Source organism: Aeromonas sp. S5(2024) (genome assembly GCF_041403025.1).
GTDB classification, from domain to species: Bacteria; Pseudomonadota; Gammaproteobacteria; order Enterobacterales; family Aeromonadaceae; genus Aeromonas; species Aeromonas hydrophila.
The window spans coordinates 497,295-511,640 of sequence record NZ_JBGLRI010000002.1 but is presented as its reverse complement, the minus strand read 5'-3'; the positions used below and the strand labels follow the sequence as shown (position 1 = coordinate 511,640).

9 protein-coding genes are annotated in these 14,346 nt (G+C 59.2%); 8 read left to right on the top strand and 1 reads right to left on the bottom strand.

Going from position 1 to position 14,346, the window contains the following annotated elements:
• Positions 1-56: 56 nt before the first annotated feature.
• The 8 genes from ACB032_RS06090 (at position 57) to rmf (ending at position 13,693) form a co-directional block, all read left to right on the top strand.
• Positions 57-4,916 carry an NAD-glutamate dehydrogenase gene (locus ACB032_RS06090; protein WP_371137563.1) on the top strand — a complete coding sequence of 1,620 codons (4,860 nt, stop codon included), beginning with the start codon at positions 57-59 and terminating at the stop codon, positions 4,914-4,916.
• 76 nt (positions 4,917-4,992) lie between these two features.
• A complete protein-coding gene (gene pyrD, locus ACB032_RS06085; RefSeq protein ID WP_219281310.1) occupies positions 4,993-6,003 on the top strand; it encodes a quinone-dependent dihydroorotate dehydrogenase in 1,011 nt (336 codons plus the stop codon).
• A gap of 87 nt (positions 6,004-6,090) precedes the next feature.
• Positions 6,091-6,627, top strand: coding sequence for a cell division protein ZapC (locus ACB032_RS06080; RefSeq protein ID WP_029303055.1), 537 nt, complete (start codon positions 6,091-6,093; stop codon positions 6,625-6,627).
• 681 nt (positions 6,628-7,308) lie between these two features.
• Positions 7,309-9,480, top strand: coding sequence for a bifunctional 23S rRNA (guanine(2069)-N(7))-methyltransferase RlmK/23S rRNA (guanine(2445)-N(2))-methyltransferase RlmL (rlmKL, locus tag ACB032_RS06075; protein ID WP_162498694.1), 2,172 nt, complete (start codon positions 7,309-7,311; stop codon positions 9,478-9,480).
• Positions 9,480-9,710, top strand: a complete 231-nt coding sequence (locus ACB032_RS06070; protein ID WP_371137562.1) for a glutaredoxin family protein — start codon at positions 9,480-9,482, stop codon at positions 9,708-9,710. Before rlmKL ends, ACB032_RS06070 begins: the two co-directional genes overlap by 1 nt.
• A gap of 74 nt (positions 9,711-9,784) precedes the next feature.
• On the top strand, positions 9,785-11,707 hold the full coding sequence (locus tag ACB032_RS06065; RefSeq protein ID WP_371137561.1) for an ABC transporter ATP-binding protein: 1,923 nt from the start codon (positions 9,785-9,787) through the stop codon (positions 11,705-11,707).
• A gap of 8 nt (positions 11,708-11,715) precedes the next feature.
• Positions 11,716-13,353 (top strand): DUF3466 family protein, encoded by a 1,638-nt coding sequence (locus ACB032_RS06060; RefSeq protein WP_324016591.1) that lies wholly within the window; start codon positions 11,716-11,718, stop codon positions 13,351-13,353.
• Between the two features lie 160 nt (positions 13,354-13,513).
• Positions 13,514-13,693 (top strand): ribosome modulation factor, encoded by a 180-nt coding sequence (gene rmf / locus ACB032_RS06055; protein WP_005315693.1) that lies wholly within the window; start codon positions 13,514-13,516, stop codon positions 13,691-13,693.
• Positions 13,694-13,775: 82 nt separating this feature from the next.
• Here rmf and fabA read toward each other — a convergent pair whose 3' ends face one another.
• On the bottom strand, positions 13,776-14,336 hold the full coding sequence (gene fabA, locus ACB032_RS06050) for a 3-hydroxyacyl-[acyl-carrier-protein] dehydratase FabA (RefSeq protein WP_016350690.1): 561 nt from the start codon (positions 14,334-14,336) through the stop codon (positions 13,776-13,778).
• Positions 14,337-14,346: the final 10 nt, after the last annotated feature.

Genomic DNA, 14,346 nt, shown 5'->3' with positions numbered 1-14,346 from the left:
TCCAGGGTGGATGTCTCTGTGTCGGTGGTTAATGTCGTCCGATAAGGAATATAGAAATGGCATTGAAAGACGCCCCTACCTCAGTTCTGCTCGAAAACGTTCTCAGCCTGATCCATCAGAAGTTGCCCAAGAAGAGTGCCTCCCTGGTCGAGTGCTTCGTCGCCAAGTTCTACGGCAACATGGCGAGCACCGATCTGCACGATCGCAATGACAGCGATCTCTATGGCGCCGCGCTCAGCCTGTGGAATGCGCTCAACCAGCGCACCAGCACAGAGCCCTATATCCGGGTCTACAATCCCGAGCTGACCCGCCATGGCTGGCAGTCTCCCCATACCATCGTCGAGATCATTCTGCAGGACTCCCCCTTCCTGGTGGACTCCATCCGCATGGCGCTCAAGCGCCGGGGCATCACGGCGCACATGATGCTGCACCAGCCGCTGCACCTCATTCGCGGCAACGAAGGCAAGATCAGCGCCATTCTGGATCTCGACAACAGCGCCGAACAGACCTCGGTCGAGACCGCCTTCCTCATCGAAATCGATCACCTCACCAGCGAGGAGCAGATGGAAGGGCTGACCGCCGAGCTCAACTCGGTGGCCGGTGAAGTGGCGCTGGCAGTCGGTGACTGGCAGCCGATGCTGGCGCGCCTGAACGAGATCATCGACGAGCTGCCCAAACGCAAGAACCCGGTCAGTCAGGCCGAAGTGGACTCCTGCGTTGCCTTCCTCAAGTGGGTAGCCGCCCATAACTTCACTCTGATGGGCTACCGCCGCTACGACGTCAAGGCGGTGGAGGGGGATCACGAGATCCTGCCCCAGGCCGACTCCAGCCTGGGTCTGATGAAAAACTCCATCAAGGAAGTGGGTCAGCGCCTTGGCAACATGCCGGCCAGTGCCCGTCACGCGGCGCTGAGCTCCGACCTGCTGATCCTCACCAAGTCCAACAGCAAGTCGCGGGTGCATCGCCCGGCGTATGTGGACTATATCGGCATCAAGCGCTTCGACGAGCACGGCAAGGTAGTGGGAGAGGATCGCTTCATCGGCCTGTATGCCTCCTCCATCTACAACACCAGCGCGACCCAGATCCCGCTCATCAGTCACCGTCTCGAGCACATCATGGCCGCCTCCGGTCACGAGAAGGGCTCCCACGCCTACAAGGCGCTGCTGAACGTACTGGAAACCTACCCGCGCGACGAGCTGATCCAGGCCCGTGAAGAGGAGCTGCTGGCCACCGGTCTTGGCGTGCTGGAGATGCAGGAACGCGACATGCTGCGCCTGTTCGTACGCCGCGATGTGTACGGCCGCTTCTTCTCCTGCATGGTCTATGTCACCAAGGAGCGCTACAACACGGCGCTGCGGGTCAAGACCCAGCAGATCCTGCAGAAGTATTTTGGCAGCAGCGAAGAGGTGGAGTTCAACGTCTACTTCACCGAGGGCGTGCTGGCACGGACCCACTACATAGTGCGGGTCAACAACAACAACGTGGATGTGGATGTGAACGAAGTACAGAACAACCTGATTGAAGCGGCCCGCAGCTGGGACGACCGCCTCGACTCCGTGCTGCTCTCTCACTACGGTGAAGCCCGCGGCAACGAACTGCGCCGCCGTTTCAGCACCGCCTTCCCCCGCGCCTACAAGGAAGACGTGCTGCCGGGTTCTGCCGTGGCCGACATCATGGAGCTGGACAATCTGAGCGAAGCCAATCCGCTCGGCATGCTGTTCTACCGCGCCCAGGAGGAGGAGAACGATCGCCGGGTCCGCCTCAAACTGTTCCACCGCACCGAACCCATCCACCTCTCCGATGTGCTGCCCATGCTGGAAAACATGGGGCTGCGCGTCATCGGCGAAACCCCGTATCAGGTGCGCACCCCGGCGGGCGACATCTTCTGGATCCTCGATTTCTCCATGCTGCTGCATGGCGAGCAGCCGTTCGATCTGGAGCAGAGCCAGCAGCGCTTCCAGCAGGCCTTCGCGGCCATCTGGAACAAGCAGCTGGAAGATGATGGCTTCAACCGTCTGGTGCTGGGGGCCGGCCTCACCGGTCGTCAGGTCTCGGTGCTGCGCGCCTATGCCAAATATATGCGTCAGACCGGCGTCTCCTTCAGTCAGTCCTATATCGAAGAGACCCTGACCCGCTACCCGGATATCGCCCAGCTGCTGTTCACCCTGTTCGAACAGCGCCTGGACCCGGCCGGCAAGCAGGACGCCAAGGTGTCATCGCAAGATGCCAAGGCATCCGCCAAGCTGCACGAGCAGCTCGCCGCCAAGCTGGATCAGGTCGCCAACCTGGACGACGATCGCATCATCCGCCGCTATGTGGAGATGATCGACGCCACCCTGCGCACCAACTACTACCAGCTGGACAAGGCGGGCAACATCAAGCCCTACATCTCCTTCAAGCTGGCCCCCTCCAGTATCACCGACATGCCGCTGCCGCTGCCCAAGTTCGAGATCTTCGTCTACTCGCCGCGGGTGGAAGGGGTACATCTGCGCTGGGGCAAGGTGGCCCGTGGCGGTCTGCGCTGGTCCGATCGCAAGGAGGACTTCCGTACCGAAGTGCTGGGTCTGGTAAAAGCCCAGCAGGTGAAGAACACCGTCATCGTACCGGTCGGCGCCAAAGGCGGCTTCTACTGCAAACAGATGCCGGCAGGCGCCCCCCGTGCCGCCATCCAGGAAGAAGGCAAGGCCTGCTATCGCCTGTTCATCCGCGGCCTGCTCGATGTGACCGACAACATCATCGGCGGCGAGGTGATCCCGCCGAAATCCGTGGTGCGTCACGACGAAGATGACTACTACCTGGTGGTGGCCGCCGACAAGGGCACTGCGACCTTCTCCGACATCGCCAACGAGATAAGCCTGGAATATGGCCACTGGCTGGGCGATGCGTTCGCCTCCGGCGGCTCGGTCGGCTATGACCACAAGAAGATGGGCATCACCGCCCGTGGCGCCTGGGAATCGGTCAAGCGGCATTTTCGCGAGATCGGCGTCAACTGCCAGACTACCGACTTCACCTGCGTCGGCATCGGCGACATGGCGGGGGACGTGTTCGGCAACGGCATGCTGCTCTCCGAGCACACCCAGCTGGTGGGCGCCTTCAACCACATGCACATCTTCATCGACCCGACCCCCAATGCGGCCAAGAGCTTCGTCGAGCGCAAGCGGCTGTTCGAACTGCCCGGCTCCAGCTGGGATGACTACAACCGTGAGCTGATATCACAAGGGGGCGGCATCTTCCTGCGCTCGGCCAAGTCCATCAAGCTGAGCACCGAGATCCAGACCCTGCTCGGTACCGACAAGGCCAGCATGGCGCCGAACGAGCTGATCAAGGCGCTGCTCTGCCTGAACGTCGATCTGCTGTGGAACGGCGGCATCGGCACCTATGTGAAAAGTTCCCGCGAGAGTGACGCCGAAGTGGGCGATCGCAGCAACGACGTGCTGCGGGTCAATGGCCGCGATCTGCGGGCTCGCATCGTGGGTGAGGGCGGCAACCTCGGCTTTACCCAGCTCGGCCGGGTGGAGTACGCCAGCCAGGGCGGACGCATCAACACCGACTTCACCGACAATGTGGGCGGGGTGGACTGCTCCGACAACGAGGTGAACATCAAGATCCTGCTCAACCAGCTGGTGGCGGCCGGTGACCTGACCCTCAAGCAGCGCAACCAGATGCTCTATGAGATGACCGACGATGTGGCGCAGATCGTCATCACCAACGCCTATCGCCAGTCCCAGTCCATCTCGGTGACCAGTTTCCGTGGTGCCGAGCAGCTCAAGGAGCAACAGCGTTTCATTCAGGGGCTGGAGCGGGAAGGCAAGCTGGACCGTGCCCTGGAGTTCCTGCCCTCCGACGAGGAGCTCTCCGAGCGGATGGCGGCGGGGCAGGGGCTGACCCGACCCGAACTGGCGGTGCTGGTGGCCTACGGCAAGATGGTACTCAAAGAGCAGCTCAACTGCCCGGAAGTGACCGACGAGCCCTTCCTCGCCAACATGCTGGTGACCAGCTTCCCGGCCAAGCTGCAGCAGCAGTTCGGGGCGGCACTGGCCCAGCATCCGCTGCGCGGCGAGATCATCGCGACCCGGGTGGCCAACATGCTGGTCAACGACATGGGGCTCAACTTCGCCAGCCGGATGAAGGACGAGACCGGTGCCTCGGTGGCGGAAGTGGCCTGCTGCTTTGCCATGGCCCGCGAGGTATTTGGCCTCAACCTGCTGTGGCGCGACATCGAAGGGTGCGACAACCGGGTGGGGGCAGAGACCCAGCTCGAGCTGATGTTCTACAGCCGTCGCATCGTGCGCCGCGCCACCCGCTGGTTCCTGCGTGCCCGCAATCGCAGCTGGAGCATCAGCGAGAACATCGCCTTCTTCCGCCCGGCCTTCGAGACGCTGGGGCAACACCTCTATGAGGTGATGGACGAGAGCGAAGTGGCCGAACACCAGCAAGCGGTCGCGGCGTTGGTGGCCAAGCAAGTGCCACAAGCCATCGCCCGTCAGGTAGCCCATATGAGCAGCCTCTTCTCCAGCCTGGATCTGGCGCAGATCGCCGCGGAGCACAAGACCGACATCCTGCGTGCCGCCAATGTCTACTATCGCCTCGGCGCCAAGCTGGATCTGCACTGGTTCCTCGACCAGATCAACCATCAACCGGTGGGCAACCACTGGCAGGCGATGGCGCGGGCCTCCTTCCGCGAAGATCTGGACTGGCAGCAGCGCAGCCTCACTTCGGTAGTGCTGGAAGGGTGCAAAGACCAGGGAGAATGCGCTACCATACTGGCCGACTGGATTTCGGAGCATGAGCAACTCTTGTCCCGTTGGACCCACATGTTGGCCGACTTCAAGACCACCAGTACCCATGAGTTCGCCAAGTTCTCGGTGGCCTTGCGGGAGTTGAACCTGCTCCAGTTGAATTGCCGAGCACTGTGATTGCCAGTTAAGGCATAACAGCGGTATCACACCCAAAGCCCCGGCCAGTTGCCGGGGCTTTTTTTAAGGAGCAAACATGCTGTACCCTCTCGCCAGGCATTTCCTGTTCAAGCTCAACCCGGAACAGGCGCACGATCTCTCCATCAAATATCTGCCCCGCCTTCTCGGTACGCCGCTTGATTGTTTCTTCCGCCACTCCTTGCCCAAACGCCCCGTCACTGTCATGGGGCTTTCTTTTGCCAATCCGGTGGGTCTGGCGGCCGGTCTGGACAAGGATGGCGAGTGTATCGATGCCTTCGGGGCCATGGGATTCGGCTTTATCGAGGTCGGTACCGTCACTCCCAGACCCCAGAGCGGCAATGACAAGCCACGTCTGTTCCGGGTTATTCCGGCAGAGGGGATCATCAACCGGATGGGCTTCAACAACAAAGGGGTCGACCATCTGGTTGCCCAGGTCAAGAAGGCCAAATATCAGGGGGTGATCGGTATCAATATCGGCAAGAACAAGGACACCCCCATCGAGCAGGGCAAGGATGATTACCTGATCTGCATGGACAAGGTGTATGACCATGCCGGTTATATTGCCGTCAATATCTCTTCCCCCAATACGCCGGGGTTGCGTTCACTGCAATATGGCGATGCGCTGGATGAACTGTTGGCCGCCCTCAAGGTTCGTCAGCAGGAGCTGGCCACGCAATATAAGAAATACGTGCCACTGACCGTTAAAATTGCGCCGGATTTGACTCCGGATGAAATTAATCAGGTGGCCGCATCCTTGATAAAAAATGGCATTGATGGGGTGATTGCCACCAATACCACCCTTGAGCGCGACATGATTTATGACATGCCCCATGCCGCTGAAGCGGGCGGCCTCAGCGGTCGTCCTTTGCAGCACAAGAGCACCGAAGTGATCCGCCAGCTGGCCAAGGCACTGGATGGCGCGCTGCCCATTATTGGCGTTGGTGGCATCGACAGTGCCATGGCGGCCCGCGAGAAGTTGGCTGCGGGTGCCAGTTTGGTCCAGATTTACAGCGGCTTTATTTATAAGGGCCCGGATCTGGTCAAAGAGATTGTGACCCATATATAAGAAATAAATCGGTGCCCTTTATTTAAAGTTGCTGAAATTCTCGACATGGAATAAAGTCGAGTAACGACTTTCAGTAAGGGCACCTGCATGTGTATCCAACCCAATGACAATTGGCAGTGGCATTATGATGCTCATGATGATCGTCTGATGCTGGATTTATCTGATCGCATGATCTTCGCCACCGAATATAAAGGGCGACAGCTTGTCCCATGTTCCTTCACCACCCAGCCTTTTTGCGTGGATGATGCAGCGCTCTATTATCAGTTGATGGACAGGGTTGCCGAACTGGAGTGGAGCGTACCACATCAGGTTCAGCTGGTACTCAATGCCATCGCCGTCAGCCGCTTTTACAAACCCCTGATGCCACAAAGCTGGTTCTTTGGGGAAACCCACCCCGCCATTATTCCCGAAACCGGTGCACTGGTGTGCATGGGCACTCCTCACGGCAAAGGGGAGTTTCTGGTGATCGAAGCCGGTGAACAGGCCAGCGTCTGTTTAAACCTGACTGACGATCTGATATTGACCACCAGCAAGACACTGCCCCGTTTTGGCGTCATCAAGGTGATGAACAATCGCATGAGCCCAAGGCCGGTGGCACAGGCGCAATATCGCCAGGTGAGTTGAATCTCGGGTTATTTTATAGCAAGCCTTTATCCTCTCATTCGGTTCATCCTGATGAACACCTACTTGTATCCATTCTGTTCCTATCATTAGTCTTGATTATTTCAGGCGACTGCTTTTGTGCAAAAAATGCCCTCCGATCAATTTGATAAGAGGGCGGCAAACACACACTACAGGAGGAATAAGCGGTTGTATCAACCACACGGGGTTATTCTAAATCCTGTAGTTTCTCTTGAAACCTGATAGATGTGACAGTCGGACAATAGCGATATGAACAGAGAGAGGAGGAAAAAAATAGCCCTCCCGTTTACGGACGATAACGGGAGAGCCAAACACGGGGTTTGCAGAAAGGACTTGCTCTGTCGTGGGAATAATAACGAGTTGAGTCTTGTTTGACGCCTGTCAGATATGGCAGCGGGATAGCTCACCTATTCCTGACCATGGCCATGTCATATATGGTTGCAGCCTCAGCAAGGTAATGCCGTGCCAATGAGAGATGCCGGAGTACACCTGGTTATTGTTTGAACTTTCCGAGCGGTTGGTACATTTTTTATTCGTCAGATCCTTCCTGCGCGCATGCCTCGCCAGAGCGGCCAAAAGGTCGGAGGCGGCGCATGTCAGATGGCTTCTGTTTATGTCGTCACTGGCAAGCTTTTGCTGCTCCGGATCGCGGCTTAAGGTATAATGCGGCACTATTTTTATGGGTTCCCCGTGAGCGTGATGAAAGAATTTTTTGCAACCTGCCCCAAAGGGCTGGAAAACCTGTTGGCCGTCGAGCTGACCAACCTGGGCGCAGAGCAGGTCCGTGAGACCGTGGCTGGCGTGCATTTCAAAGGCGAACTGGCCATTGGCTACAAGGCCTGTCTGTGGAGCCGTTTCGCCTCCCGCATCGTGCTGGTGCTGTCCGAATTCCAGATGAATGACGACCTGGATCTCTATCTGGGTGCTCACACCATTCCCTGGGAAGAGCACTTCTCCGGTACTTCCACCATTGCGGTGGATTTTACCGGTACCAATCCGGCCATTCGCAATACCCAGTACGGTGCCCTGAAGATCAAGGATGCCATCGTCGATCGCTTTACCAAGCGCGGTCACGTGCGTCCTGACGTGGACAAGAAGTCGCCGGATATTCGCATCATGGCGCACCTGGGCAAGGGCAAGGCCAATATCACGCTGGACTTGTCAGGCCCCGCGCTGCACCAGCGTTTCTACCGTCAGGGCACCGGTGAGGCGCCGCTCAAAGAGAACCTGGCCGCCGCCATGATTGCCCGTAGCGGCTGGGCCGGCGAGCCCATGATGGACCCCATGTGTGGTTCCGGTACGCTGCTGGTGGAAGCCGCCTTCATCGCCGCCGACATGGCACCGGCTCTGCGCCGCGAGCGTTTCGGGTTCGATCGCTGGCTGCAGCACGATAGCGAGCTGTGGCAGAGCTTGCTGATGGAGGCGCAAGTACGGGCCAAGCGCGGCATGCAGCGGTGTGAAGTGAAGCTGTTTGGTTGCGATGCCGACAGCCGCGTGCTGCTCAAAGCGCGCGACAACGCCAAAGCCGCCGGCGTGGCCCACCTCATCACCTTCAAACAGGCTGATGTCACCGCGCTGGAAAACCCGCTGCCGATGCCGGCAGTGGAAGGGGAGGCCCGTCAGGTCGGCATGCTGATCTCCAACCCGCCCTATGGCGAGCGTCTTGGCGAGTTCCCGGCACTGCTGGAAGTGCATCAGGCGCTCGGCGATGCCCTGCGTCGCAGCTTCCAGGGCTGGAAAGTCTCCATTCTTTCCGCATCCCCCGAGCTTTTGAGCTGTCTGCGTCTGCGCGCCGACAAGCAATACCGCCTGTTCAACGGCGCCCTCGAGTGTCAGCTGCGCAACTACCAGATTGCACAGGACTCCGTTGCTTCCCAGAAAGAGGTGGCGCAGGACTTTGCCAACCGCCTGCGCAAGAATCTGAAAACCCTGGAGAAGTGGGCACAGAAAGAGAACCTCGACTGCTATCGCCTTTACGATGCCGATCTGCCGGAATACAACGCCGCCATCGACCGTTATCAGGACTATCTGGTGGTGCAGGAGTACGCGGCGCCCAAGGACATTCCCGCCCAGAAGACCCGTCAGCGTCTGCTCGACATGGTGCAGGCCGCCATCAAGGTGACCGGCATGGACGGCGAGAAGGTGATCCTGAAAGTGCGCGAGCGTCAGGAAGGCAAACAGCAGTACCAGAAGCTCTCCGAAGAGCAGCACCGGATGGAGGTGCAGGAGTACGGCGCCCGTCTGTGGGTCAACCTCTATGACTATCTCGACACCGGGCTGTTCCTCGACCACCGTCAGACCCGTCGCATGCTGGGTCAGATGGCCAAGGGCAAGCGCTTCCTGAACCTGTTTGCCTACACCGGCAGTGCCACCGTGCACGCGGGGCTCGGCGGTGCCAGCGAGACCACCACGGTGGACATGTCGCGCACCTACCTCAACTGGGCACAAGACAACATGCGCCTCAACTCGCTGGTGGGCCGAGAGCACAAGTTCGTGCAGGCCGACTGCCTGAAGTGGCTCTCCGAGGCGGACGAGCAGTACGACCTCATCTTCATCGATCCGCCCACCTTCTCCAACTCCAAGCGGATGGATGAGAGCTTCGACGTGCAGCGCGATCACCTGCTGCTGATGCAGCACCTGAAGCGGCTGCTGGCCGCGGGTGGCACCCTGGTGTTCTCCAACAACAAGCGCCACTTCAAGATGGATCTGGCCGGCCTCGAGGCGATCGGCCTCAAGGCCCAGAACATCACCGGCAAGACCCGGCCCAAGGATTTCGAGCGCAACCAGCATATCCACAACTGCTGGATCATCACCCATGCGGAGGCTGAGGCCTGATGCTGACCCTGTTTCACACCGACGGCTGCCACCTGTGCGAACAGGCGTGGGCGCTGGTGGAGCAGGCCGCTCTTGCGGCTGACACTCGCCAGTGCGACATCATGGACGATGCGCAGTGGCTGGCAACCTATCGGGTCCGCATTCCGGTACTGCGCGATGAGGCGGGGCGTGAACTGGGTTGGCCCTTCACCCTGGCTGAGCTGCAAGCGTGGCTTGCCAGGCAGGGGTGAGCGGGCGATTTGACGATGAAACGGGGGGAGATCCAGTCTGCCACCCGTTTTTTCATTAGCAATAAGGAACAAGAATGGCTCTTTTGACATTGCACGGCGCGTCGTTGTCGTTCAGTGATTTTCCGCTGCTCGATCAGGCCGAGCTCACCATCGAGCGGGGCGAGCGCCTCTGTCTGGTGGGGCGCAACGGAGCGGGCAAGTCCACCCTGATGAAGGTCATCGCCGGCGAACTGCCGCTCGATGACGGTCGTCTGGTGCTGCAACAAGATTTGAAAGTGACCCGTCTCGAGCAGGATCCCCCCGCGTCGAGCGAGCTCACCGTGTTTGACTACGCCGCCGAAGGGCTGGCCGGGGTAGGGGAGCTGCTCAAGCAGTATCACCATATCTCCATGGAACTGGCACATGATGCCTCCGATGCCAACATTCGCAAGATGAGCCAGCTGCAGGAGCAGCTCGACTACCAGAACGGTTGGCAGTTCGAGACCCGCATCAACCAGGTGCTGACCCTGCTGGGTCTGGATCCCGACGTGACCCTCGACAGCCTCTCCGGCGGCTGGCTGCGCAAGGTGGCACTGGCCCGCGCGCTGGCCTGCGATCCGGATCTGTTGCTGCTGGACGAGCCGACCAACCACCTGGACATCGATGCCATCAACTGGCTGGAAGAGTTCCTCAAGGATTTTCGCGGCGCCATCGTCTTCATCTCCCACGACCGGGAGTTCATCCACAAGCTGGCGACCCGGATCATCGATCTGGACCGCGGCGTGATCACCTCCTGGCCCGGCAACTACGACGAGTATCTGCAGGGGAAAGAGGAGTGGTTGCGGGTCGAAGAGCTTAAGAACGCCGAATTTGATCGCAAGCTGGCCCAGGAAGAGGTGTGGGTTCGCCAGGGGATCAAGGCCCGTCGCACCCGCAATGAGGGGCGAGTGCGCGCCCTCAAGGCGATGCGGATGGAGCGGACCCAGCGCCGTGAACTGCAGGGCAAGGCCAAGCTGCAGCTGGATGAGGCAAGCCGCTCCGGCAAGCTGGTATTTGAAAGTGAAGGACTGGGGCTGGACTTTGGTGATCGCACCCTGTTCCAGGGGCTGGATCTGCAGGTGCTGCGCGGCGACAAGATTGCGCTGGTCGGCCCCAACGGCTGCGGCAAGTCGACGCTCATCAAGCTGCTGCTCGGTCAGTTGAGCCCAAGTCGTGGCACGGTCAAAGGGGGCACCAATCTGGAAGTGGCCTACTTCGATCAGTACCGCGAGCAGCTCGATCCAGAGAAGACGGTGGTGGACAACGTCGGGGAGGGCAAGCAGGAAGTGATGGTGCGCGGCCGCTCCCGCCACATTCTCGGTTACCTGCAGGACTTCCTGTTTGAACCAAAACGGGCACGCACCCCGGTGAAAGCCTTGTCAGGGGGCGAAAAAAACCGTTTACTGTTGGCCAAATTGTTCTTGAAGCCCAGTAATTTACTGATCCTCGATGAACCAACCAACGACCTGGATGTCGAAACGCTGGAATTGCTGGAAGAGCTGCTGGCGGACTACCCCGGCACCCTGTTGCTGGTGAGCCACGATCGTCGTTTCATCGACAATACCGTGGCTGGTTGCTGGTTGTTTGAAGGGGACGGGCAGATCAGCGATTATGTGGGCGGTTACGCCGACATGATGGCCACCCGTGCTCAACAACAGGCACAGCAGTCTGCGCAGCAAGTCGCCAAACAGGCGCAGAGCAAAACGCCAGAGCCTGTCGTGGCGCCGGCGCCTGCTGCCACAAAAGCCAAAAAGCTCTCTTACAAGTTGCAGCTGGAGCTGGATAATCTACCGGCTCGACTGGAACAGCTGGAGGCAGAGCTGGATGCCCTGCAGACCGAGATCAACCACCCCGGTTTCTTCTCCCTGCCGAGCGACCAGACTCAAGCCAAACTGGATGCCCTGAATGCAGCAGAGGCTGCATTGGAACAAGCCTTCTCCCGTTGGGAGGAGTTGGAAGCGTTGAAACATCAGGACTAAGGAAGTAGATGAAAAAGCAATTATCCATGCTGGCCATTCTGGTCAGCGCCAGCCTGCATGCCCAGGCGGCACAAAGTCCCTTTTTCACCATTGTCGATGCGTCCGACAAGGGTTACGCCAGCGGGATCAGCGGCGACGGCAACGGGCTCATCGGGATCAATACCAAGAACAACATGGCCGAGCACTTCTCGACCGTACGCTTCGCCGACTTCCTGGTCGATCGTTTCCGTTTCGAGCAGGGCTGCATGCTCTCCAACTCGGTCTGCAACTCCTTCTGGAACGACAACAGCAACTTCGCCTATCAGTGGCGTCGTGACTTCCTCGATGGGGTCGATCAGCGCAACAACGTAGGTTACGTACAGCTGGGCGAGACCGACGGTCTGGTGACCGCGCTGGGCGACGTACCCGGCACCCGAGCGGGCTACAAGATGAGTGGCAAGCTGCGCACAGCTTTCGCCGTGGTCGAGGAGGGCAACCCCGTCGAGCTGAAAGACGGCGCCGGCACTCACAGCCTGAGCGTACCGACCAGTATCAAGAAACTGGACAACGGCCAGTATCTGGTGACCGGTACCGCCGCCACCGGCAAGGATATCGTCGTTAATTCCGAAACCTACAACTGGTGCTTTGCCGGCAACGACGGCCAGTACGGCGACTACCGCTACTGCCCGGGCCTCAACACCCAGGCCAGCTTCTGGCTGGTCAACAGTACCGGCACCTTCAACAAGCTGCTGCAGGCCAACGAGTATGCCCGCGCCCGCAACGAAGTGGTGCAGACCGCCTCCGCGCTCGGGGTGGGTAAATTCAACGGCAATCTGTACGGGGTAGGGTACTCCTCCACCGGCGAGATCGGCACCAACTACCTGGACGGTCGCAACCTGGCCGCTTACTGGACACTGGATCTGGATGGCAGCAAGGTAGGCACTACCCAGATCATCCCGCTGGCCGAAGGCGAGCCCGGCAAGGATGACGCCAAGCTGCAACACAGCTGGGCCGTTGGGGTCAACGACAACGGTTATGTGATCGGCAACCAGCTCTATCGCATCAACAAGGGCCAGAACCGCCCGGTCGAGATGTTCGTGTTCAACCTGAACACGCCGACCACCAACGCCGTGGTCTCCTTGCAGGACAAGCCGCTCAGCGGCTCCGGCTCGGAAGCTGCTGCCATCAACAACCACAACATGGTGGTTGGCTGGCGTGATTCCCGCCATCAGACCCAGCCCGTGGTCAACGGTACCAACCGCATGCAGGAAGGTTTCCTGCTGAACGCAGCGACCGGCAACAACTGGTATCTGAACGATCTCATCTGTGGTCTGGATGATGCAGGAGCCAAGCAGTGTACCCAGAACGGTTACTACTACCACATCGCTTATGCCAGCGGCATCAGCAGCAACGGTACCGTCGCGGCCACGGCTTATCGCTACAACAGCGAGAGCGATCTGAACAACCGCACCAATGCTACCGTGGTCAGCGTCAAGCTGGCGCCGGTGGTAACCGACTACAAGAACAACGATCCGGCCGGTTATGTGGTCGCCAACGCACCGGTCAACAACCAGACCGGTCAGGATGGTGGCAGCGGTGGTGGCAGCCTGTTCTGGTTGACTCTGCTGGCCCTGCCATTCGCCTGGCTGCGCCGCTTCCAGCGCTAAAAAGTTGTGTCACTAAAAATTAATGCGGTTCAGTGTCTTGTGTCACAATGACCGGATAGCATGAAATTTTTTGTTTGACCCTGCCGACCCCCTGGGGTAAAGATGAAAGCGACCGATGAACAATTGGTCGCTTTTTTTGTTCCACGGAAGAGGGTCGTAGATGATGAAGAGACAAAAACGGGACCGTCTGGAAAGAGCTCGTGCTCGTGGTTATCAGGCTGGCGTGGTCGGCAAACAGAAAGAAGCGTGTCCGTATCAATGCCTGGATGCCCGTGGGCATTGGCTTGGTGGTTGGCGTGATGCCATGGAAGGGCGGGGCTCAGGCCTCTTCATGAAGTAGCCGGTACTTCATCACTCATTGCAAAAGGAAAGGGGCCATGATGGCCCCTTTACGTTGTTCAGTTCGACCTGCTGGTCGGCACTTAGAATGCGGTGGTGTCCTTGAACAGACCCACTTTCAGATCGGTAGCGCTGTAGATCGGGCGACCATCCACTTCCACCACGCCATCGGCGATCCCCATCACCAGCTTGCGGTTGATGACGCGCTTGAAGGTGATCTTGTAGGTCACTTTCTTGGCGGTCGGCAGGATCTGGCCGGTGAATTTCACCTCGCCAACCCCCAGTGCACGACCCTTGCCAGGGCCGCCTTTCCAGCCCAGGAAGAAACCGACCAGTTGCCACATGGCATCCAGACCGAGACAGCCAGGCATGACCGGATCACCCGGGAAGTGGCAATCGAAGAACCAGAGATCCGGCGTGATATCGAGCTCTGCCAGGATTTCGCCCTTGCCATGCTCACCACCGTTGTCATTGATCTTGACGATGCGATCCATCATCAACATGTTGGGGGCGGGCAGCTGACTGTTACCCTCACCAAACAGTTCGCCACGGCTGCAGGCGAGCAGCTCTTCACGGGTAAACGAGTCTTTGCCTTGTTCACACAGGGAAAGGCGGGCATCAATGGTGGTATTGTCTACGGTCACGCTGTTTATC

Excerpts from the sequence above, each read along its gene's own strand:
- ACB032_RS06080 (WP_029303055.1), top strand. The coding sequence starts at position 6,091 with ATGTGTATCCAACCCAATGACAATTGGCAGTGGCATTATGATGCTCAT.
- ACB032_RS06065 (WP_371137561.1), top strand. The coding sequence starts at position 9,785 with ATGGCTCTTTTGACATTGCACGGCGCGTCGTTGTCGTTCAGTGATTTT.
- ACB032_RS06060 (WP_324016591.1), top strand. The coding sequence starts at position 11,716 with ATGAAAAAGCAATTATCCATGCTGGCCATTCTGGTCAGCGCCAGCCTG.
- rmf (WP_005315693.1), top strand. The coding sequence starts at position 13,514 with ATGATGAAGAGACAAAAACGGGACCGTCTGGAAAGAGCTCGTGCTCGT.
- rlmKL (WP_162498694.1), top strand. The coding sequence starts at position 7,309 with ATGCGGCACTATTTTTATGGGTTCCCCGTGAGCGTGATGAAAGAATTT.
- ACB032_RS06090 (WP_371137563.1), top strand. The coding sequence starts at position 57 with ATGGCATTGAAAGACGCCCCTACCTCAGTTCTGCTCGAAAACGTTCTC.
- ACB032_RS06070 (WP_371137562.1), top strand. The coding sequence starts at position 9,480 with ATGCTGACCCTGTTTCACACCGACGGCTGCCACCTGTGCGAACAGGCG.
- pyrD (WP_219281310.1), top strand. The coding sequence starts at position 4,993 with ATGCTGTACCCTCTCGCCAGGCATTTCCTGTTCAAGCTCAACCCGGAA.